We start from the raw sequence: 23932 nt of genomic DNA on the forward strand, positions 1-23932 counted from the left end.
GATCCCGGATATGCCCGGGCGATGCAGAAGGTAGTTCTTTGGTACATGGCCTTCGGCGCGTGCTGGATATTGTTCAGCGACCTCGCCGTCAACTGGCTGATCCCCAGCGAAAAGGAACGCGCGCTGGTCAACCTGCTCAAGGGCTGGCTCTACATCGCGATCACCGCCGGCCTGCTCTATTACCTGATGCGGCGCAAGTTCGGCGAGCTCGCTGCTGCTCACCAGGCACTACACGCAGCTCGTGACAACGAGCACAGCATGCTGCTGGCACTCAAGGAAGAGAGCGAGACCCTGGCTCGCTACGCCGTCGCCTTCCAGGCCGCGCCGGTCGCGGCCTGCATCACCCGCCTCGAAGACGGCCGACTGGTCGATGTCAATGAACGCATGCTGCAGGATTACCACTGGACCCGGGAAGCGCTGCTCGGCAAGACGACGCTCGAAGCCGGACTGTGGGGAAAAGCGGAAGACCGCGACCGGATGATCGCCATCCTCGAGCGCGATGGCCATATCATCGACTACGAAAGTGTCGGCGTCGCCAGCGACGGCCATCGCCGTGACATCAGCCTGTCGGCCGAAATCATCCGGGTCGATGGCAGACGCTACCTGATCGTCTTCATCACCGACATCTCCCGCCGCCTGGCCGATGCGCGCGCCCTGATCGAGCGCGAGGAAAAACAGCGGCAGGCCAACCGGGAACTGGAACGTTACCGTCTGCACCTCGAAGAACTGGTCGCCGAACGCACCCGTGAACTGGCCAGCGCCCGCGATGCGGCAGAAGAAGCAAACCGGGCCAAGAGCGCCTTCCTGGCCAACATGAGCCACGAAATCCGCACGCCGATGAACGCCATCATCGGCCTCACCCACCTGGCCACCCGCCAGACCGGCGATCCGGGCATGCTCGACCGCCTGGCCAAGGTCCAGGACGCCGCCCACCACCTGCTGGCGATCATCAACCAGATTCTCGACATCTCGAAAATCGAGGCCGGCAAGCTGGTTCTGGCGCCCAGCGACTTCCGCCTGCAGCAGATCATCGACAACACCTCGACCCTGATCGTCGACCGGGTCCGCTCGCGCGGCCTGCAATTCTCCTGCCACATCGATCCCGCTCTGCCCGAGGTCCTGCATGGCGATCCGCTGCGGCTCGGGCAAATTCTCCTCAACTTCCTCACCAATGCGGCCAAATTCACCGAGCACGGCAGCATTCGCGTCGAGGTCGACCTGGTCGACCGGGACAGCAGCGGCCTGCTGGTCCGCTTCGCGGTTCGCGATACCGGCATCGGCATCACGCCGGAACAGCAGGTACGCCTGTTCCAGGCCTTCGAACAGGCCGACGACTCGACCACCCGGCGCTACGGCGGTACCGGCCTCGGCCTGGCCATCGCCCGTCACCTGGCCCAGTTGATGGGCGGCGATACCGGAGTAGACAGTACGCCCGAGGTCGGCAGCAATTTCTGGTTCACCGCCCGCCTGCAGGCCGGCAAGGGTGACAACGCTGCCATCGCCGTGGCCGATGCCGGCGCCGCCACCCAACTCCGCCAATTCCAGAAATCGCCGCATATCCTGCTGGTCGAGGACAACCCGATCAATCAGGAAGTCGCCCGCGAACTGCTCGAAGACGTCGGCTTCACCATCGACGTTGCCACCAACGGTGCGGAAGCGATTGAACTCTGCCTGGGCAACACCTACGATCTGATCCTGATGGACATGCAGATGCCGGTCATGGATGGCCTCGAAGCCACCCGCAGGCTGCGCGCCGATGGCTGTCTCACGCCGATCCTGGCGATGACCGCCAACGCCTTCGGCGAGGACCGCAAACGCTGCCTCGAAGCCGGCATGAACGACCACATCGCCAAGCCGGTCAATCCCGACAACCTGTACGCCTCGATCGCCAAATGGATGCCGCTGCATACGGCCAGCCAGCCCGTCACGCATGCCCCGCCGGCAGACGATGAAAAGGCCGCACTGGCCGCCCAGCACTGGGTGGACATGGAACAGGCCATGGTCGCCGTACGCAACCGGATCGGCAATTACCGGCGTCTGCTCGACAGCTTCATCACGGGCCACGGTCATGACGACGAAATCCTCGACGCGGCACGCCGGGAAAACCGCCTGCACGATGCCCGGCAGCTGGCGCACAATCTCAAGGGCGTGGCCGGAACGCTCGGCCTCTGGCGAATCCATGCTGCCGCCTGCGCCCTCAACGACGCCCTGCTGCCCGGTGGTCCGGCCAACGATCCCGAACCATTGTTTGCCGACCTGATCGACGCCTTGAAGCAGACCTGCACCGGCATCCAGCACTACCAACAGGAACATCCGAGATCCTCATGACCCCGCGTTTTCCCATGACCCTGGCGGACATCATGACGACCGACGTCCGTACCGTCGAACTGTCTACCCCGCTTGCCGAAATTGCCCGGATCATGAGCGAGGCGGGCATTTCCAGCCTGCTGGTCGGCAGCCCGGAATGCGCCAGCGGCATCGTCACCGAAAGCAACCTGCTGCGCGCCCTGCACTGGCGCCTGCCCGGCAACACCCCGATCAGCGAACTGATGTCCAGCCCACTGGTTACCGCGCCACCTGAACTTGACCTGCTGGCGGCCCGCAAACTGCTCGACACGCATCGCATCCGCCATCTGGTGGTGCTGGCTGGCGATGGTCGCACCGCCGGCATCGTCAGTGAAACCGATTTCCGCCGCCATCTCGGTACCCTAGCGTTCAAGCACATGCAGAACCTGAGCAGCGCGATGGACCGGGAGATGCCCCAGCTTTCGCCGGAGACGCCGCTCAACGAGGCGCTGGCCCGCATGCTGAGCAATACGACGGACTACGTGCTGTGCTCCGCCAACGGTGTCCCGCAAGGCATCCTGACCGAACGCGACATTCCTCGCCTGCTCAATCGCGTGCAGGCAGCCAGCGACATTACGCTATCCGAAGCGATGACCGCCCCCTTGTACAGTGTCGACATCGACAGTTCGGTCAGCGATGCCCTGGCCGCGATGGCCACGCACCGCGTCAGGCACATGCTGGTTCTCGACAAGCGTGGCCGGCTCGCCGGCATGGTCAGCCAGCAGCGACTGTTCGAGCAACTGGCCCTGCACGAGATGGAAGCTGCCCTGATCCACCTGTGCGAAGAACGCGACCGCCAGCGCCTGCAGACCCAGCTCGACTTCGCCCTGGCCGCCGCCGGGGCCGGGGCCTGGGAATATCGTGCGGGCAACGACCAATTCCTCTGCAGCGACAGCCTGTGCAACCTGTTCGGTGAATCCACGGCTGCCCAGCCGAAGTCCGTACTGCAGTGGCGCGAACGCATCCACCCCGACGACCAGGCCGCCTACCAGCGCTCCTTCGCCGCCCTCCTCGACGGTAGCAGCGATCAACACCGCCTGGAATACCGGGTCCGCCATGCCGCCAAAGGCTGGTTGTGGGTCGAGGACCGCGGCAGCATCACCGAGCGCAACGGCGACGGTCGGGTGACGATGGCCAGTGGCATTCTTGCCGACATCAGCCAGCGCCGCGCCATGGCCGCCAACGAAGCCAGCCTGCGCCAGTTGTCGCTGGCCATCGAGCAAAGTCCGCACAGCGTGGTCATTGCCAACGCCGAGGGCAACATCGAATACGTCAACCGCGCCTTCGTCACCTGCACCGGTTACCAGCCGGAAGAAGCCATCGGTCGCAATCCGCGTTTCCTTAAATCCGAGCAGACGCCACCGGAAACCCCGCAGGCGCTATGGCAATCCTTGCGCGGAGGCGACCTGTGGCGGGGCGAATTCATCAACCGGCGCAAGGACGGCACCCTGTACAACGCCTACGCGATCATTTCCCCGGTTCGCCAGGCCGACGGCCAGGTCAGCCATTATCTGGCGATCGAAGAAGACATCACCGAGCGCAAACGCGACCAGCAGGAACTGGCGCGTTACCGTGCCGAACTCGAAAATCTGGTCGAACAACGGACCCAGCAACTGCAGCACGCCAAGGAAGAAGCCGAGTCGGCCAGCCGGGCAAAGAGCAGCTTCCTGGCCAACATGAGCCACGAAATCCGCACCCCGATGAACGCCATCCTCGGGCTGACTCACCTGCTCCAGCGCGACCACGACGACGAGCGGCTGGGCCGGATTGCCGACGCTGCCAACCAGCTGATGCAACTGCTCAACGACATTCTCGATCTGTCACGCCTGGAATCGGGCACCCAGAAACCGGCGAACGCCAATTTCGCGCTCGCCGACCTGTTGTCCGAAACCTGCCAGCCGTTCGCCGAACAGGCGCGCAGCAAGGGGCTGGACTTCGTACACCACCTGGCCCCCGTGGTTCCGGCACGCCTCTGTGGCGATCCGGGTTACCTCAGGCAGATCCTGCAGCAACTGCTGTCCAACGCCGTCAAGTTCACCGACCGCGGCAGCATCACCCTGTCGGTCGACGCGCCAACCAGCGAGTCCCGCTCGATCACCCTGCGCTTCTCGATCCGTGATACCGGCATCGGCATCCCGGCCGATCTTCTACCGCGCCTGTTCAACCCCTTCGAGCAAGGCGACAGCTCGACCACCCGCCGGCACGGCGGCGTCGGCCTGGGGCTGGTGATCAGCCGCCGCCTGGCCGAACTGATGGACGGCCGGATAGGCGTCAACAGCCAGCTCGGCGAAGGCAGCGAATTCTGGTTCTCGGTGACCCTCAAGCGCGCCGACCTGGAAGCCGGCAAGACGCTCCCGGCCGGCTCGCCGCCGCCCGCCGCCGACGATGAAGCGGCACAACTCGAACAACTCGGGCGCATCCCGGGCCTCGACCTCAAGGCCGGCCTGCACGCCGTGCGCGGCAAACTGTCGACCTATCGCCGCTTGCTGAGCAGCCTGACCGACAATCACACCGGCGACTTCGCGCGCATGCGCGAACTACTGACGCAGGGAGAAAACGAGGAGGCCCGGCGGCTGGCGCATTCGCTCAAGGGCGCAGCGGCAACGCTTGGCGCCAGTGCGGTGTTCCAGAGCGCGGCCGATGTCGACCACGCCATCCGCCAGGCGCGGCCGAACGATGAAATCCTCCGCCTGATCGCCGACTGCGAGCGGCAATACCGACAACTGCACGATGCGCTCCAAGTGGCCCCGCCCTCCGTGCAGCGCAGCCAAGCCCAATTGAACATGGCCGCCGGCGAAGTGCGCCAGCAATTGGCCAGCCTGACGCAGCAACTCCATGATTGCGATTTCGCAGCGCAGGCCCGCCTGCAGACCGATGGCGCCATCCTGCGCCAGTTGCTGGGCGAGGACTTCCCGCGCTTCGAGCGGCAGATCGCCGATTTCGACTTTGCTGCTGCCGCCGAGCTGCTGGCGCAGGCCCTGGCCCGACTCGACTGATCAGGCCGGCTGGCGCGACAGCCAGGCAGCGGCGCCGTTACCGGCGCGGTAGCCGCTGGCCAGGCAGGCGGTCAGCAGATAGCCGCCGGTCGGCGCCTCCCAGTCCAGCATTTCGCCGGCCAGGAATAGCCCGGGGCGGGTCTGTACCATCAGGCTGTCATCGAGTCCCTCGAATCGGACGCCACCAGCGCTGCTGATCGCCTCGTCGAGCGGTCGTGTGGCCCTGACCGGCAATGGCAAGGCCTTGATCGCCGCCGCCAGGGTAACGGGATCACCGAGTACCGGCGGCGGACAGAATTCGTGCAGCAGCCCGGCCTTGACTCCCTCGATACCGGCGCAACGACGCAGATGCTTGGCCAGCGAATCGCGCCCGCGTGGCCGGGCCAGGTCGGACTGCAGGCGCGCCTGGCTACGCCCCGGCGCCAGGTCGAGCACCAGGTGCGCGGGCGCACCGGCATCGAGCGCATCGCGCAGCGGTGCCGACAGCGCATAGACCAGCCCGCCCTCGATCCCCTGCGCGGTGATGTTGAACTCGCCCTGCTGGCGCAGGCCGGCGCATTCGCCAACCACCGGCTTGACCGGATGGCCGGCGAAACGCTGGCGGAAATGCTCGCTCCAGGCCACATCGAAACCGCAATTGGCCGGACGCAGCGGCGCGACCGGAATATTCTGGCTGGCCAGCACCTCGACCCAGCGTCCGTCGGAACCGAGCTTGGCCCAGCTGCCGCCGCCCAGCGCCAGGAGCGTGACGTCGGCAGCGTGCGCGACCTCACCGGCCGGGGTCGAGAAGCGCAAGCGGCCGGCCGCATCCCAACCCTGCCAGCGATGCCGGACGTGGAAACGCACCCCCTGCCCGCGCAGACGGTGCAGCCAGGCGCGCAACAGCGGCGCGGCCTTCATTTCCCGGGGGAAAACCCGCCCGGAACTACCGATGAAGGTTGCTATGCCCAGACCGTGAATCCAGTCGCGCACCGCCTGCGGCCCGAAATCGTCGAGCAGCGGCGCGATCTGGGCAGCCCGTGCGCCATAACGGGCAATGAAATCGGGCATGGCTTCGGCATGGGTGATGTTCATGCCGCCGACGCCGGCAATCAGGAATTTCCGCCCCAGCGAGGGCATGGCGTCGAAGACATCGACTTCGATCCCCGGCTGGGCTGCCAGGCGCTCGGCGGCCATCAGGCCAGCCGGACCACCGCCGACGATGACCGCCCGCCGCATCAGTCGGCGGCCTTGACCGCCTCGGCGGCAGCCCGCAGGGCTTCCGGAATTTCCTCTTCGTCGAGCGGCACCACGGTCACCGCCACTTCCGGCTCCGCGCTACCACCGCCGAGGATGATGCCGCGCAGTGGCGAGATGTCGGAGAAATCCCGGCCGATGGCCAGCGTGATGTGCTCGGTATCGGGCAGGAGATTGTTGGTCGGATCGAAATCGACCCAGTTGTCCGCCGTGCCCGGGGCATACACCGAGACCCAGGCGTGCGAGGCATCGGCGCCGATCAGGCGCGGCTTGCCGGGGGGCGGCCGGGTCAGCAGGTAACCGCTGACGTAGCGCGCCGACAGCCCGAGCGCGCGCAGGCAGGCGATCATCAGGTGGGCGAAGTCCTGGCAGACGCCGCGCTTGTTCTCCAGCACTTCGAGTACCGGTGTCGATACCGTCGTCGCTTCCGGGTCGAACTCGAATTCCTCGAAAATCTTTGTCATCAGATTGTGCGCCCCGACCAGCACCGGCGTGCCCGGCGGGAAACAGTCGGCCGCATACTGCGCCAGTTCGTGCTTGACGCGGACGTGCGGGCTTTCGAACAGGAAGCGCACCGCTTCGAGATCTTCCGGCTCCGGCGGCTGGGCGTCGTAGGCCAGGCGCTCGCGCAGTTCTTCCCAGGGCATCGAGGACGCAAGCTGCTCGGCGTCAGGCATGTGCGACAGGACCGAAATATTCATCGTCGACCGGAGGCGCAGGCTGTCGTGCGGCGCGTGGAAGGAAATCCAGCTCACCGGATTGCCGAAGGCATCCAGGCCGTCGCGGCGCCAGGTCGGCTGCGGCTCGATGTCGATGCGCTGTTCGTGCACCAGTTGCCAGGGCAGGAAGCGCGGCGACAGGTGCAGTTGCTGCTGCGACAGCGAAATCGGACTGCCGTAGTCGTAGCTGGTTTCGTGCAGGACGTGGTAACGGACCGGTTCCATGTTCACAGCGCCATGGTCTGCCGGCTGACGTCGCCGACATGGGTGAAGTAGCGCATGGCCAGGCCGTCCGACAGATGCGCCGCGGCGGCATCGAGATCGAGCAGCAAGGTGGCCAGTTCTTCGCAGGGCGCACAACTGCGGCACTGGTTGAACTGCAGATGCTCCAGCTTGCCCAGGTCGAAGGCACGCAGGCGCTCGACGGCCCCGCTCAGGCGCTGGTCGTAATCGGCGCCAAGCTCGCTGGCCATGCGTTCCAGGTAACGGCCAAGCACATTGGTCTGGAAGCTGACCCCGTGCGGATTGCTCTCGTCGAAGACGAGCAGGTCGATGACCGGCAGCAGTTCGGCATGGCGCGAATAACGCGAGCGGTAGGTGATGATCGAATCGGCCATTTCCAGCAGCCATTCGAGGCAACCCTGACCGCGCGCCGATTCCATGCGCAGGAAATCGGCGACGCCGCGCGCGAGGAAGGACAAACGTTCGAGACGGCGGCCGATGATCAGGAACCGCCAGCCATCGTCGCGGGTCATGTTGTCCATGGCGAAGCCGTTGAGCGACGACGAAACCAGCAGCACGCGGTCAAGGAAGGCAATCGCCTCGGTCAGCGTCGGATGTTTCTTCTGCGCCGTCTGCTGTTCGCGCAACAAGCGGTTCAGTGACTGCCAGTGATCGAGCGACAGACGCTCGCGCACATGCGAGGCCGACCACATCAGGCTGCGGATGTTGCCGGCCAGGCTGCCCGGCTGATCGGGATCGTAGATGGCTTCAAGCAGCGAATGTTCGCTGCCCTCACCGACTTCGTTATCTTCTTCGGGCGTCGGCAGGACACCGAGTCGCTCGGCCAGTTCGAGCACCGACGCCACGGCCTGGGTCTTCTCGCCGCCAACATCGACCAGGCGCGCCAGGGCAACCCGCAGCAGGCGGGCGCTGTCATCGAACCGTTCGGAATAGCGGCCGAGCCAGAACAGGTTCTCGACCACCCGCGACGTCAGGTTGGCACCGGCGCGGACCAGGTCGCGCACGCCGAACGACGGCTTGAGCAGCGTGAATTCGCTGACCGGGCCGTTGGTCAGCACCCAGGTATCCTTAGACGCGCCGCCACGCTGCATCGAGATGATGCGCGCGCCAGCGCCCTGAGCAACGCGGGTCAGGCCGCCGGGCATGACCGAATACTCGCCGTCGCCATTGACTGCGGCGTAGGCGCGCAGACCAACCGGCCGAGCGATCAGCCGGCGTTCGTGAGCACGGCTCCAAGTCGGCGCCTGCGCCAGGTTGACCATTTCCTGAGCGACATAGGCATGCGGCCGGGCTTCGATCCGGCGCAGCATTTCCTCGCGCGCCTCGCCCTCCAGCTCATGGCCGAACACCGGCTCCATGCGCTGGGTCGGGTAGGCCGGCTTGATCACCAGATCGTCGAAGTTCTCCTTGACGAACTCCAGGGCCGGCTTCTCGCCGCACCACCAGGTGGCGATCGACGGCATGGCCAGCTTCTCGCCGAGCAGTTCGCGGCAGATCGCCGGCAGGAAACCCATCAGCGCCCCCGAAGCGAGCAGTCCGCTGCCGAGCGCATTGGCAATCGCCACCCGACCGGCGCGGGCGACGTTGATCAGGCCGGGAATCCCGAGCGCCGAATCGCCGCGCAGTTCGAGCGGATCGCAGTAGTCGTCGTCCTGGCGGCGCAGGATCACATGCACCCGCTTGAGGCCGCGCAGGGTTTTCAGGAACACGGTATCGCCGCGCACCGTCAGGTCCTGGCCCTCGACCAGCGGGAAACCAAGGTAACGGGCCAGGTAGGCGTGTTCGAAATAGGTTTCGTTGTACGGCCCCGGCGTCAGCAGCACGATGTGCGGCTGCTCGCCCGGATCGAGCGGCGCCAGTTTGGTCAGGCCTTCCTGCTGGTCGCGGAAGAAGTCGGCCAGATGCTGGACGTGCAGGTCGCGGAACATTTCCGGGAAGACGCGCGAGACGACCAGCCGGTTTTCCAGCGCGTAACCGGCACCCGACGGCGCCTGCGTGCGGTCGGCGATGACCCACCAGCGCCCGTTCGGCGAGCGTGCCAGGTCGACGGCGTAATGGTGCAGCCAGACCCCGCCCGGCGGCTGTATGCCCTGGCACGGCCACAGGTAACCGTGCTGACCATAGACCAGCGCCGGCGGCAGCAGGCCTTTGGCGAGCAGCGTCTGCGGACCATAGAGATCGGCCAGGATGGCGTTGAGCAGGGCCGCCCGCTGGGCCACGGCAGCAGAAATCTCGGCCCATTCGTCGGGCGGGATGATCAGCGGTACCGGATCGAGCACCCACGGCCGGTCGGCACCGTTCGGGTCGGCGTAGACGTTGTAGGTGACGCCGTTTTCCAGGATGCGCCGGTCGGCAAAATCCAGCCGCTGGTGCATGTCTTCCGGCGACACGGCATCCAGATGGTTGAAGAAGCCCCGCCAGTGCGGGCGCACGTCGCCATCCGCCATCAACATTTCGTCGTAACGGCGGGCACTATGCGGATAGATGGCGAGAAGTGTACGGGCCATGGCAGGAAAAGAAACAGGCCGCTACCGGCCTGTCGTTCGGCTGGCGGCGGAAAGCCGCCGCCCAACCGGTTAGAAACGGCGCAAGTCTAGCGTAAACGGGTGCTCGGCGCTGACCTGCGGTGCCTTGACCTCGATCCGTCCCGGCGTGTGGCCGAAGCGGAAGAAACGGGCCAGACGACGGCTTTCGGCTTCGAAGGCATTGACCGGGAAGGTATCGAAACTGCGCCCGCCCGGATGCGCCACGTGGTACTGGCAACCGCCGAGCGAACGCTGCATCCAGGTATCGACGATGTCGAACACCAGCGGCGCATGCACACCGATGGTCGGATGCAGACAGGACGCCGGCTGCCAGGCCCGGTAACGGACGCCGGCAACGAACTCGCCGTTTTTTCCGGTATTGGTCAGCGGCACGGGTTCGCCGTTGCAGGTCAGGATGTAGCGGTCCGGCGCCATGCCGGTGACTTTGACCTGGACGCGCTCGACCGAGGAATCGACGTAACGCACGGCGCCGCCGGCCGAGCCCTCCTCGCCCATGACGTGCCAGGGTTCGAGCGCGTGGCGCAGTTCGAAGGCGATGCCCTTGACCGCGAAATCGCCGTATTTCGGGAAGCGGAATTCGAAATGCGGGGCAAACCACTCGTGCTTGAACGGATAGCCGGCAGCGGTCATTTCTTCCATGACGTCGCGGAAATCCTGCTCGACGAAATGCGGCAGCATGAACCGGTCGTGCAACTCGGTGCCCCAGCGGGCCAGGCGTTGCGGGCTGTAGGGTTCGTTCCAGAAGCGGGCGATCAGCGCCCGCAGCAGCAATTGCTGAGCCAGCGACATGCGCGCGTGCGGCGGCATTTCGAAGGCGCGCAGTTCGAGCAGGCCGAGGCGGCCGGTCGGGCCGTCGGGCGAGTACAGCTTGTCGATGCAGAATTCCGAACGGTGCGTGTTGCCGGTGACATCGGTGAGCAGGTTGCGCAGGATGCGGTCGATCAGCCAGGGCGGCACATTCTGGCCGGCCGGCGGAATCTGCTTGAAGGCGATTTCCAGCTCGTAGAGGCTGTCGTTGCGCGCTTCGTCCACCCGCGGTGCCTGGCTGGTCGGGCCGATGAACAGGCCGGAAAACAGGTAGGACAGGCTGGGATGATTGTGCCAGTAGGCGACCAGGCTCTTGAGCAGGTCCGGCCGGCGGAGGAAGGGCGAATCGTTCGGGGTGGCGCCGCCGAGGACGAAGTGGTTACCACCGCCGGTGCCGGTATGGCGGCCGTCGACCATGAATTTCTCCGTGGTCAGGCGGGTCAGGTGAGCCGCTTCGTAGAGGTGCGTGGTCTGACCGACCAGTTGATCCCAGTTGCGGGCCGGGTGGATGTTCACCTCGATCACGCCGGGGTCGGGGGTGACCCGGAAATGCGTCAGGCGCGGGTCGGACGGCGGCTCGTAGCCTTCCATGATCACCGGCAGCTGCATCTCTTCGGCAGTGGCTTCGACGGCGGCGACGATTTCCAGGTAATCGTCGAGCGTCTGCGTCGGCGGCATGAAGATGTAGAGCTTGCCGTCGCGCGGCTCGGCGCACATCGCCAGACGGGTGATCCAGCCGGCGGATTCCTTGAAGCCCGGGCGGGTGTCGGTCGGCTTTTCCCAGGCCCGACCCTTGCCGTCGGCGCTGATCCCGGCAGCTGCGCCACGTCTATCCTGCATCTGCGGCACGCGGGCGCCGACTTCGCCGCTGACGCGGGCGCGCAGGGCGGCGTAGGAAGCCAGCGGATCGGTCGCCGTCTCTGCATCCGGGACATTGACGTAGGGATAGTCGCTCTGCGCCGTCCACGGCTGCGAGTCGATCGGCAGGCGGTAGCCCATCGCCGAATCGCCGGGGAACAGGTAGCAGCGCTCGGCGCGCAGGAACCACGGCCCGGTCTGCCACTCGTTGTAGACGTTCTTCATGATCGGCAGCGTATGGCCAACCACGTAGGTCATGCCCTGGGTGAATACCTTCATCAGGCGTTCGCGCTCCATGGCGTCGTCCACGCGTGAGTCGAACGGGTCGACGTTGCCGGGCAGGCGCCGTTCGCGCCACATGTAGTAGTAGACATCCTCGTAGCCGGGGAAGACGTAGTCCGGGGTCACCCCCAGGCGCTCGGCAACGCGCTTGAGGAAATGCCCGGCCTGGTCGGCGGTGGCGCCGTAATCCTTGCGCTCGTCGGCATACAGCGCCGGGTTGTTCCAGATCGGCTCGCCGTCCTTGCGCCAGAAGCAGTTCAGCGACCAGCGCGGCAGTTGCTCGCCGGGGTACCACTTGCCCTGGCCGAAGTGCATCAGCCCGTTCGGGGCGTACTTATCGCGCAAGCGGTGGAACAGCTCGGCGGCAAAGAAGCGCTTGGTCGGGCCGAGTGCGGCGGTATTCCATTCGGCGCCGTCGGGGTCGTCGACAGCAACGAAGGTCGGCTCGCCGCCCTGGGTCAGGCGCACGTCCATACGCATGAGCTCGTCGTCGATGTGGTGGCCGAGATTCTCGATCTCCAACCATTGCTCGTCGGTGTACGGCTTGGTCACGCGCGGCGCTTCCCAGATGCGGGTGACGCCCATCGAGTGCGAGAACTCGGTTTCGCACTTGTCGATGGCGCCGCTGACCGGTGCCGCAGAAGATGGCTCCGGCGTACAGGCCAGCGGAATGTGGCCTTCGCCAGCGAACAAGCCGGAAGTCGGGTCGAGCCCGATCCAGCCGGCGCCGGGCAGGTAAACCTCGGTCCAGGCGTGCAGGTCGGTGAAATCGGCTTCCGGGCCCGACGGGCCATCGAGCGATTTGACGTCGGCGGTGAGCTGGATCAGGTAGCCGGAAACGAAGCGCGCGGCCAGGCCGAGATGGCGCAGCAACTGCACCAGCAGCCAGGCCGAGTCGCGACAGGAGCCGGAGCGCTTTTCCAGGGTTTCCTCCGGCGTCTGCACACCGGGTTCGAGACGGATCGTATAGCTGATGTCGCGCTGCACCTGGGCATTGAGGGCAACCAGGAAATCGACGCTACGCGTCGCCTCGCGCGGGATGCCGGCCAGGTACTTATCGAACAGCGGGCCATAATTGACCTTGTAGAGATAAGGCGCCAGTTCGTGGCGTTCCTCGGCGACGTAGGCAAAGGGAATCTTCTCGGCGTGCGGTTCAAGGAAGAAGTCGAAGGGATTGATCACCGACATTTCGGCGACCAGGTCGACCTCGACGCGGAATTCGCGGGCCTTTTCCGGGAACACCAGGCGCGCCAGGTAGTTGCCCTGCGGGTCCTGCTGCCAGTTGATGAAATGCTTCGCCGGGCCGATCTTCAGCGAATAGGACAGGATGCGCGTGCGCGAATGGGGGCAGGGGCGGAGACGGACGATCTGCGGACCGAGATTGATCAGACGGTCATAGCTGTAATGCGTGACGTGGTTCAGTGCGACATGGATGGACACGGGCAAGCTCCGGATGGATTGTTCACCAGCCTAGAAGCAAGACATGAACCATGCTTACAAGGCCTTGATTTTTATTGCCCGCCATTGTGCGACGCACTTCATGAAGGCTTGATGTCGGCATGCACGCACCTAAACAGTGCATGCATCATCGACTGAACCGGTGCCGCAGCAATCAGGCGCCGTCTTTGCCGACCTGAGCGGACATCCGGTCAAACCATCGCTTGATCATCAGGAACAGGACATCCGGATTGACCGGTTTGGCGATGAAGTCGTCCATGCCGACAGCCAGGCAACGCTGCCGGTCATCGACGAAGGCGTTGGCCGTCATCGCCAGGATCGGCGTTGTCGCATGCAGGGCAAGCTGACGGATCGCCTGCGTCGCCTCCAGCCCGTCCATGACCGGCATCTGGACATCCATCAAAATCAGGTCGTAAGGGACCTCAGCCGCCTTGTCGACCGCTTCGCGACCGTCGGAAACGACGTCGACGGCGAGCCCGAGCGAGGTTTCCAGCAGTTCCCGGGCGACTTCCTGGTTGATCGGATCGTCCTCGACGACGAGGATGCGTCGATCGTGATAACGCTGCCGGATGATCGTCTCGGCTTCGCCGCCGGCAATCGCCATCGACGAGGCATCGGCGGCCGGCTTGGCGGCCTTGTGGAAGCGCAGCACGAAGCTGAAGCAACTGCCCAGGCCCGGCGTGCTGCTCACTTCGATCGAACCACCCATCAGTTCGACCAGGCGCTTGCAGATCGCCAGACCGAGTCCGGTACCACCATGGCGACGGGTGGTCGAACTGTCGGCCTGCTCGAAGGGCGAGAAAATGCGCCCCAGCGCTTCGGCCGGGATGCCGATGCCGGTATCCTCGACACTCAGGCGCAGGGAGATGTCACCCGGGCTTTCGGCTTCGACCCCGAGGTCTATCGTCACCCCGCCCCGCTCGGTGAATTTCACGGCATTGGTCACCAGATTGAGCAGTATCTGCTGCAGGCGCAAGGGGTCGCCCAGGAGTTCCAGGCTGGCCAGACGCGGGTCGATCTGCCGGTTGAGGATCAGATGGCGCGCCTCCAGACGGTCATGAACCAGGCTGTCGACATCGGCCAGCAAGCTGCCGAAACGGAAAGGCACGTTCTCCAGCACCAGGTGTTCGGCATCGATCTTGGACAGATCGAGGATGTCGTTGAGCAGACGCAGCAGGTGATTGGCCGCGCCGGAAATCTTGCCCAGTTTGTCGCATAACGCCGGATCGTCGTAGCGACGCAGGAGAATTTCGCTCAGGCCGATGATGGCGTTCATCGGCGTACGCAGTTCGTGGCTCATGTTGGCGAGGAAACTGCTCTTCGCCCGATTGGCGGCTTCGGCAGCATCCTTGGCCAACAGCAGTTCGCTGGTGCGCGCGGCGACGAGGTCTTCCAGGTGCAGGCGGTTCTGTTCGAGTTCGGCCTCGACCCGCTTGCGCTCGGAAACGTCGAGCAGGACACCGATGACGGCCGGCCGCCCTTCGTGCTCCATGATCCGCCCATAGACCTCGACATCCAGCCGGCTACCGTCCTGACGCACGCCGACGAAGGAGTAATTGACCGCCTCGACTTCGCCGCTCATCCGCCGCCGCAGGTTTTCAGCGACGGTGTCCCGTGCTTCCGGCGCCACCAGATTGCTGACCGGAACCTGCCCGATCACCTCGTCGGGGCTGGCGAAGCCGAACATTTCAGCAAAACGCGGATTGACGTAAGGGAAATAGCCATCCTGAATGATGTACACCCCGACCAGGGATTGCTCGATCAGGCCGCGGAACTTGCGCTCGGCGGCAAGCAGGGCCTGCTCCGCCTGCCGACGCCGGGCAATGTCCCGGCACAGGCCGAGCACATTGCCGTTGGGCAACAGGACCGCGCTCATTTCGGCATGGGCGATGCTGCCGTCCTTGCGGCGCAGATCGATTTCGGCAAAACAACGCCCTTCGTCGACAACCTGCTTGAACAGTTCATGGTGTACCTCGTCCAGCCCGCTGGGCGCCAGCCCGCCGATACCCATGACCAGCAGCTCTTCCCGGGTGTAGCCGACCAGCTCGCCGGCCGTTTGATTGACGTATTCGTAACTGCCATCCGGGCGGGCGATGAAAACGGCATCCGGCGTGTTGTCGAGGATGCTGCGCAGCGACTGCTCACTGTCCCGCAAGCGATGCGCGATCGCTTCGATCCGCCGGTTGTGACGGGAATTGCCGTAGAGCAGACCGAAGATCATCAGCCCGAGCAGCAGTCCGTAACCGGCAATGCTTTGCGGCAAGCTGCTGGTCGAAGCGAGGTCGAATTCGGGACTGCTACGGAAGCGGACGACCCAGCGGTGGCCGCCGAGCTCCATCGGCAGATCGACGAGATGGCGACCGGATACCGCCGGTTCGTCGGCCAGCGAATCGTAGAGCAGGTTTTCCGGCGCAACTGTAGTATCGAACAGCGCGAAATCGACATCCATCTCGCGGCTTGCCTTGATATTGCGCAGCAGATCGCCAGCCCGGAAAGGACTGAAAACAAAGCCAAGTAGCGCGCGCCGCCGTTGTTCGACGGTGTCACGCGGCAGGTCGGTACGATAGACCGGCAGGTAAATCAGGAAACCGGGTTGCCGGTCCGGCCCCTCGGGCTCCAGTCGGAGAATCACTTTCCCGGTCATCGCCGGCTGCCCGCTGTCGCGGGCGCGCTCCATGGCCTCGCGCCGCGCGTTGTCGGTCAGCATGTCGTAGCCGATCGCCCGCCGGTTGCGCTCGTTTTGCGGCTCCAGATAGGTGACACTGCTGTACTGATCGCGCTGGCCGGGCGGGCGGATTTCATGCGGCGAGATGCCGTCGGCACGCAAGCTCGCTTCATGGGCCGCCTTGGCCTCGGGAGCGAACACCAGGGCCAGACCCAGCCCCTGCGTCCCATGCAGATTTCCGCCGAGTTGCAGGCGCGCGACATAGCGCCGCCATTCATCCCGGGTGACGTCATCGCTGGCTTCGAAGAAGGCGGCGGCACCGCGCAATATCTGCTCGTGCGCCGACATGCGCCGCTGGATGTAATCGCGTTCCTTCTCGGCACGGTAGAGGAAACTCTCGCTGGCGCGCTGGTTGGCAGTTTCCCGAGCCAGGTACCAGGCGGCAAAGACCAGCGCCAACAGCAGTCCGAGCACGATCCAGGGCAACACCTCGGGATTCAGTATCCCCCGACGGCGCGACCCCAGCGGCGATGACTCTCCGGTGCAGGACTTGGGAACAGGCAATTGCGCTCCAATCTCGAAATCGTTGCTTCAGGAGCGAAGTGCCCTGACAGCGATATCTATTAAGACAATGTATTTCTTCCTGCGTCAGAACACAAATCAAACCTGCACCAAGAAGTTGCGAGGCAGACAAAAACCCCGGTTCACCAAGGCATAAAACCTGCTTCAATCTGGTGCATGAACCAGAATAACGCCCCCGCCCAACGCATCATCAAGATCCGCCGTGACTACAACACCTGGGTCGCCAGCGAGACGCTCGAAGATTACGCGCTGCGCTTCACCCCGCACAGCTTCCGCAAGTGGTCCGAACTACGCGTCGCCAACACCGCCTTCGGCGCAGCGTCGTTTCTGGTGCTCGAGGCGGTCGGCGCGACCATGCTGGTCAACGCCGGCTTCATCAACGCCTTCTGGGCGATCCTGGCGACCGGGCTGATCATCTTCCTGATCGGCCTGCCGATCTCGCATACCGCCGCCAAACACGGGCTGGACATGGATCTGCTGACGCGCGGCGCCGGTTTCGGCTACATCGGCTCGACCATCACCTCGCTGATCTATGCGTCCTTCACCTTCATCTTCTTCGCCCTCGAAGCGGCGATCATGGCCTACGCGCTGGAACTCGCCTTCGGCCTGCCGCCGGCCTGGGGTTACCTGGTCTGCGCCCTGGTGGTGATCCCCATGGTCACCCACGGCGTCACCGCGATCAGCCGTTTCCAGGCGTGGACGCAGCCAGTGTGGATCTTCCTGCTGGTCCTGCCCTACGTCTTCGTGCTGCTCGAAGAGCCCGACGCCTTCGCCGGCCTGCTCGCCTACGCCGGCGAGAACGGCAACGGCGCCAGTTTCAACCCGCACCTCTTTGGTGCGGCGCTGACCGTCGGCATCGCCATGGTGACCCAGATGGGGGAGCAGGTCGATTACCTGCGCTTCATGCCCGAGAAGACCGCCGCCAACCGCAGCCGTTGGTGGCTTGGGGTGATCGTCGGCGGACCGGGCTGGGTCGTTCCCGGCATCCTCAAGATGCTCGGCGGCGCATTGCTCGCCTGGCTGTTGCTGCGCGACGGCCTTAGCCCGGACAAGGCGGTCGACCCCAACCAGATGTACCTGATCGGCTTTTCCCACGTCTTCGACAACACGACCCTGGCGATTGCCGTCACCGCCATCTTCGTCATCGTCTCGCAGCTCAAGATCAACGTCACCAACGCCTACGCCGGCTCGCTCGCCTGGTCCAACTTCTTCGCCCGGCTGACCCACAGCCACCCGGGGCGCGTCGTCTGGGTCGTCTTCAACACGGCGATTGCCTTGCTGCTGATGGAGCTCAACGTCTTCCAGGCGCTCGGCCAGGTGCTCGGGCTGTACTCGAACATCGCCATCTCGTGGATGGCGGCGGTGGTTGCCGACCTCGTCATCAACAAGCCGCTCGGCCTGTCGCCCAAGGGCATGGAGTTCAAGCGCAGCCATCTCTACGACATCAACCCGGTCGGCGTCGGCGCCATGGTGGTCGCCTCGCTGCTTTCGGTAGCCGCCTTCTCGGGCCTGCTCGGCGACGCCGTCCAGCCCTACGCGCCATTCGTCGCCATGGCCGCCGCCTTCGTCATTTCGCCCCTGATCGCCTGGGCCACCGGCGGCCGCTACTACCTGGCGCGCACGGCCGGCGGTGCCGCCCCCCACAGTCACACCTGCGTCATCTGCGAGCGCGAGTATGAAGGCGAAGACATGGCCCACTGCCCGGCCTACCAGGGGCCGATCTGTTCGCTGTGCTGCTCGCTCGACGCCCGCTGCCACGACCTGTGCAAACCGCACGCCAATCTGTCGGCGCAGTGGCATGCACTGTTGCGCCGGCTGCTGCCGAAAGCCGCCCTGCCCTATCTGGAAACCGGGCTCGGCCACTACCTGCTGCTGATGCTCGGCATCGTGCCGATTCTGGCGCTGGTCCTCGGCGTGCTGTACACGCACGAACTGCTGATGCTCGGCGACGGCAAGCCGGGCATGGTCGCCGCGCTGCAGGAAACCTTCGTCAAGACCTTTGCCGCACTGCTGCTGCTCTCCGGCGTCGGCGCCTGGTGGATGGTGCTGACCCAGGAAAGCCGGCGCGTCGCGCAGGAGGAATCGAACCGCCAGACGCAGTTGCTGCTGCAGGAAATCGAATCGCACCAACGCACCGACGAGGCGCTGCAGAAGGCCAAACAGGTAGCCGACGCCGCCAACCAGGCGAAAAGCCGCTACATCACGGCGATCAGCCACGAACTGCGCACGCCCTTGAACAGCATCCTCGGCTACGCCCAGATCCTCGACGCCGACCCCGAAGTGCCGCCCAAGCGCAAGCAGGCGGTCAGCGTCATCCGCAAGTCCGGCGACCACCTGCTGTCGGTGATCGAGGGCACCCTCGACATCGCCCGCATCGAAGGCGGCAAGCTGACGCTGGAGGTCAAGGCGATGGACTTCCCCGACTTCATGCAGCAGATCGTCGGCATGTTCGAGCTGCAGGCGCGCAACAAGGGGCTGTCGTTCGACTACCGGCCGGCCGGCGAGCTGCCCGCCGTGGTCCGCGCCGACGAGAAGCGGCTGCGCCAGATCCTGATCAACATCCTCGGCAACGCGGTCAAGTTCACGGTGCGCGGCGGCGTCGAATTCAAGGTCGAATGCCGGCGCGAGATGGCCGTCTTCGAAATCCGCGACTCCGGCCCCGGCATCCCGGCCGAGGACATGGAACGCATCTTCGAACCCTTCGTCCGCGGCAGCACGGTGCAGGCCGGCGGCAGCGGCGTCGGCCTGACCATCGCCCGCATGCTGACCGACCTGATGGGCGGCGAAATGCAGGTGTCGAGCACGCCCGGCGAGGGCACGCTGTTCCGCATCCGCCTCTTCCTGCCGCAGGTGCATTCGGCACAGGCGGCACGCGAACTGCCGAAGCTCAACCGGGTTGGCTATGTCGGCGTGCGCAAACGCATCCTCGTCGTCGACAACGAAAAGGTCGACCGCGACATGCTGCAGAGCGTGCTCGAACCGCTCGGCTTCATCGTCGACCAGGCCGCCAGCGGCTACGAAGCGCTGCAAGCGATTCCCCGGTGCAAACCGCACCTCGTCTTCATGGACCTCGGCATGCCCGGCATCGACGGTTGGGAAACCATCCGCCGCATCCGCCAGCAGCAATTGACCGACGCCCATATCGCCATTCTCTCGGCCAACGCCTTCGACAAGGGGCTGGACAACGATGTCGGCATTGCGCCTGAGGATTTCATCGTCAAGCCGCTCAAGGTCAATCAACTGCTCGACTGGCTGGGCAAAAAGCTAGGCCTCGAATGGGTCACCGCCGACACGCCACCGCCCGCCCCGGCGCCGGCCGAACCGCTGCCGCTGGTCGCCCCGGACGCCGGGCAGGTCAGCGCGCTGGAAGAAGCGATCAACCTTGGCTACCTGCGCGGCATCCTCACCCAGCTCGCCGAGATCGAAAAGCTCGACGCCCGCCACGGCGAGTTCGTCCGCGTCCTGCGCGAACTGGCGCGCCAGTTCCAGTTCGACGCGATGAAGGAAATCCTGAGAAAATCGGCCCATGAACCCCGTTGACCGCGCCATCTCCGACATCGTCCTGATCGTCGACGACGTCCCCGAGAACCTCTCGCTGCTGCACGACGCGCTCGACGAGGCCGGCTACACCGTGCTCGTCGCCACCAACGGCGAATCGGCGCTGCAGCGGGCGCGCCAGAGCCTGCCCGACGTCATCCTGCTCGACGCGCTGATGCCCGGCATCGACGGCTTCGAAGTCGCCCGCCGGCTGAAGGCCGACTTCGCGACGCAGCAGATCCCCATCGTCTTCATGACCGGCCTCACCGAAACCGAGCACGTCGTCGCCGCCTTCGCCGCCGGCGGCGCCGACTACGTGACCAAGCCGATCCGCCCGGCCGAAGTCCTGGCGCGCATCGCCGCGCACATGCAGAACGCCCGCCAGATGAAGCAGGCGCGCAGCGCGCTCGACGCCTTCGGCCAGGCCACCGTCGCCGTCCGCGCCGCCGACAGCCGCATCGTCTGGCAGACGCCGCTGGCCCGCGACCTGCTCAACGCCTATTTCGCCAACCCGGAAACCGTCGCCCCGGAAGAACTGCTCGCTTGGATCGCCGCCGCCAACGCCGCCCGCCGCGACCAGCGCGAACCGGCGCCGCTGCTCACCGCCCAGGGCAACAAGCGCCTGCTCGCCTCCTTCCACGACCAGACCGGCGACGACGAATGGCTGGTCGTCCTGCGCGAGGAAAACGACGCCTCCGCCGTCGAATCCCTGATCGCCGCCTTCCGCCTCACCCAGCGCGAAGCCGAAGTGCTCTACTGGGTGGTCCAGGGCAAGACCAGCAAGGACATCGGCGACATCCTCGGCAGCAGCCCGCGCACGGTCAACAAACACCTGGAGCACATTTACGAAAAGCTCGGGGTGGAAACGCGCACGGCGGCGGCTAATCTGGCCTTGGGAAAAATGCGGGGAGGCTGATTCAACGGCTTTTTCCCGGCGAACCGCCATCCAGGCGTTTCAGGAGGGTCCCGAACAAGACCTCCGGCACCACCGGTTTGGCAATGAAGTCGTTCATGCCGGCGGCCAGACAACGCTCCCGGTCCTCGGTAAAGGCGTTGGCGGTCATGGCCACGATGGGCAGGGATTCACGGCCGGGCAGGCCGCGAATCACGCGGGTCGCCTCAAGACCGTCCATGACCGGCATCTGCATGTCCATCAGGATCAGGTCGTAAGCCTGGCGTGCAATCAGACGAACCGCCCGGTCGCCGTCTTCGACGCCATCGACGATCAGGCCGACATCGTGCAGCAAGCCCTGGATCACTTCGCGATTGATCGCTTCGTCATCGACCACCAGCACACGCTTGCCGGCGTGGCGATCAAGCAGCAAGGCTTCCTCCGGCACGGCATTCAGGCCATTCACGACCGGTCTGCCAGCGGCCTTTTCCAGACGGGCGGTAAACCAGAAAACACTCCCCTGTCCGGGCTGACTGCGAACACCGACATCGCCCCCCATCAACTGGGCCAGGCGCTTGGTCAGCGCCAGCCCGAGACCGGTTCCGCCATACTGCCGGGTGGTCGAATTGTCGGCCTGCTCGAATACTGAAAACAGGCGGGCCACCGCCGCCGGCTCGATCCCTATCCCGGTATCGGACACCTCGAAACGCAACAGGGTGTCGACCGCACTTTCCTCAAGCAGGCTGACCCGAACGGCCACCTCGCCGTGATCGGTAAACTTGATCGCATTGCCGACGTAGTTGAGCAAGGCCTGGCGCAGGCGGGTGGCATCGCCGAGCAGACAGATGTCCGGCATGGCGATGTCGGCGTGCAGCCGCAGCCGCTTGGCTGCCGCACTACCCTGGATCATGCCGATGACCTCGTTGACCAGGCCGGCAACATGCAATTCGGCCCGGTCGAGCCAGAGCTTGCCGGCTTCGATCTTGGACAGATCGAGGACGGCATTGATGATTTCCAGCAGATGCCGGCTGGCCATTTCGATCTTGTCCAGACGCCCGGATTGCTCGGGACTGACGCCCGCGCGGCGCAACAGGTGGGTCATCCCGGTGATGGCGTTGAGCGGGGTGCGGATTTCATGGCTCATGTTGGCCAGGAAAGCACTCTTGGCAACGCTTGCCGCCTCGGCCGCCTGCTTGGCGGTGAGCAACTCGCGGGTGCGTTCACTGATACGTTCTTCCAGATGCAGTTTATAGCGTTCCAGCTCCATCGCCGCCCGCTTGCGCTCGGTGATATCCAGATTCAGACCGACGATGCCGGTCACCTGACCATCCAAGCGGATCGGCGCAATGATGTTCTGGTAGAAGCGCTGCTCGCCAGCGTGCAGGTATTCGACCTCGGCATCGACCAGTTCACCGGCCATCGCCCGACGGTTGTTATCCAGCCACACCGCCAGCACCTCCGGGGAGCTCGCCTTGTCTTCGGGGCGGCTACCGAGCAGGCTGCCCCAGTGCTGGACCAGCGCACGGTTCTCCATGATGCAGCGACCGTCGCGATCGCGCGCCCAGAATTCGAACGGCGTGTTGTCGACAATCGCCCGCAGGGTTTCCTCGCTGCGTTTCATGGCATCGAGCGCGCGCCGGTTCTGGATCAGCAGCCACAGCAACAGCAAGGCGCCCAGACCGGCGAACAGGATCTGCACGCTGACCGATTGGCGCAGTGCGGCAATATGGTTGCGTTGCACCGAGGCCTGCGCCATCGATGCCTGGAATATGTCGTCGTTCAACAACTTCAGCGCGGCATGCAGTTGGGCTGCCTGCAGCACTGCAGCTTGGCGCACGCTCGCCGACGGCTCGGACGAATCCTCCTGCCAGGAATCGAGGGTGGCGACCAGGGCATCGGCATCGGCGTACAGCGCATCGATGCGCGGATCGCTGCCGGCGTACAGGGAACGGTTGTCCTGCAGACGCAGGACCAGCAGATCAAGCGCGAAACCGAACTGCTCGCGGGTATCGGCGTCGGGTCTGTCGGCGTAGCGCACCAGCGCATGCTCGAGACGCAGGAAATCGTAGAGCAGGACCGAGAAATCCCGCTCCTTGTGCAGCGATGAAATCGGCAAGGCTGCCTTGATCTGACTGGTACTGTGCGTCAGGTAGACGACCAGGCCACCCGTCAGCAAGGCGATCAATGCTGCCGGCAGGAAAACGCCGCGCAGCCAGGCGCGGGTCATCGTCCGGCCTTTGCTTCGATGCTGTCCACCAGCCACACCCAGCGCAGGCGATAGACCGAGTCGGCCAATTCCGGCGACATGTCGCGCGGATAGATGATGCGCAACGGCCCCTTGTTTCGCGGACGCATCGGCTGCCCGTCATGGCGGGTCGCCAGCAGGACCGGCCAGCGCTCCCAGTCCTGGCGGGGGATCACCTGGGAAAAGCCGTCCTTGGCGCGCACCCGGATCTCATCCGCTTTGTCCAGACCGGCACGTTGCAATACATCGCGCAGCAGGGGGCCGGCATAACTGCCGTCGTCCTCGGGCCAGAAGGTCGTCGTCCTTACCTCGTGCATGCCCAGGCTTTCCAGCTCGGCCAGACTCAGCTGCACCTTGCCGCTGGCACCATGCAAGGTCAGCACCGGCGCCGTCGCCTTGCTGATGGTCAGCGTCACCGCCCTGGGCGCCCCCGGCGTTTCGGCAAATGCGGCAGCCGGGCCACAAACCAGAACAACGGAGAGGAGCAACGGCTTCAGGCACACACGCATTTTCATCGACA

At 65.1% G+C, this 23932-nt stretch carries 11 protein-coding genes; 4 read left to right on the forward strand and 7 right to left on the reverse strand.

The window, feature by feature from the left end; translation table 11 throughout:
• The first annotated feature begins 21 nt into the window (after window positions 1-21).
• Complete coding sequence (locus tag G471_RS17890) at window positions 22-2328, forward strand: PAS domain-containing hybrid sensor histidine kinase/response regulator (protein WP_169720506.1); 2307 nt, start codon at window positions 22-24, stop codon at window positions 2326-2328.
• The gene (locus G471_RS0114485; protein ID WP_081700291.1) at window positions 2325-5342 is read left to right on the forward strand and encodes a CBS domain-containing protein; all 3018 of its coding nucleotides are present in this window, start codon (window positions 2325-2327) and stop codon (window positions 5340-5342) included. Before G471_RS17890 ends, G471_RS0114485 begins: the two co-directional genes overlap by 4 nt.
• Here the strand turns inward: G471_RS0114485 and G471_RS0114490 are convergent, their stop codons facing one another.
• From G471_RS0114490 to G471_RS18475, 5 genes are all read right to left on the reverse strand, one after another.
• Window positions 5343-6560 (reverse strand): TIGR03862 family flavoprotein, encoded by a 1218-nt coding sequence (locus G471_RS0114490; RefSeq protein WP_051295513.1) that lies wholly within the window; start codon window positions 6558-6560, stop codon window positions 5343-5345.
• Entirely contained in the window at window positions 6560-7522 is a 963-nt protein-coding gene (locus G471_RS0114495; RefSeq protein ID WP_028995966.1) for a transglutaminase family protein, read from the reverse strand. The genes G471_RS0114490 and G471_RS0114495 overlap by 1 nt, the downstream gene beginning before the upstream one ends.
• A 2-nt stretch (window positions 7523-7524) precedes the next feature.
• Complete coding sequence (locus tag G471_RS0114500; protein WP_028995967.1) at window positions 7525-10047, reverse strand: circularly permuted type 2 ATP-grasp protein; 2523 nt, start codon at window positions 10045-10047, stop codon at window positions 7525-7527.
• Between the two features lie 69 nt (window positions 10048-10116).
• Window positions 10117-13473 carry a transglutaminase family protein gene (locus G471_RS0114505; RefSeq protein ID WP_028995968.1) on the reverse strand — a complete coding sequence of 1119 codons (3357 nt, stop codon included), beginning with the start codon at window positions 13471-13473 and terminating at the stop codon, window positions 10117-10119.
• Between the two features lie 172 nt (window positions 13474-13645).
• The gene (locus tag G471_RS18475; RefSeq protein WP_051295514.1) at window positions 13646-16645 is read right to left on the reverse strand and encodes a CHASE domain-containing protein; all 3000 of its coding nucleotides are present in this window, start codon (window positions 16643-16645) and stop codon (window positions 13646-13648) included.
• A gap of 249 nt (window positions 16646-16894) precedes the next feature.
• On the opposite strand from G471_RS18475, the gene G471_RS0114515 reads away from it, so the two are divergent.
• Together G471_RS0114515 and G471_RS0114520 are read left to right on the forward strand one after the other, a co-directional pair.
• Window positions 16895-20278, forward strand: a complete 3384-nt coding sequence (locus tag G471_RS0114515; RefSeq protein WP_043421667.1) for a hybrid sensor histidine kinase/response regulator — start codon at window positions 16895-16897, stop codon at window positions 20276-20278.
• Window positions 20265-21191, forward strand: coding sequence for a response regulator transcription factor (locus G471_RS0114520; protein WP_028995970.1), 927 nt, complete (start codon window positions 20265-20267; stop codon window positions 21189-21191). Before G471_RS0114515 ends, G471_RS0114520 begins: the two co-directional genes overlap by 14 nt.
• A gap of 1 nt (window position 21192) precedes the next feature.
• On the opposite strand, the gene G471_RS18480 is transcribed toward G471_RS0114520, so the two are convergent.
• Window positions 21193-23394, reverse strand: coding sequence for a PAS domain-containing hybrid sensor histidine kinase/response regulator (locus tag G471_RS18480; protein ID WP_051295515.1), 2202 nt, complete (start codon window positions 23392-23394; stop codon window positions 21193-21195).
• Window positions 23391-23927, reverse strand: coding sequence for a putative pterin-binding protein (locus G471_RS0114530; protein WP_157272549.1), 537 nt, complete (start codon window positions 23925-23927; stop codon window positions 23391-23393). Before G471_RS0114530 ends, G471_RS18480 begins: the two co-directional genes overlap by 4 nt.
• Window positions 23928-23932 lie beyond the last annotated feature (5 nt).

Source organism: Azonexus hydrophilus DSM 23864, assembly GCF_000429605.1.
Classification (GTDB): domain Bacteria; phylum Pseudomonadota; class Gammaproteobacteria; order Burkholderiales; family Rhodocyclaceae; genus Azonexus; species Azonexus hydrophilus.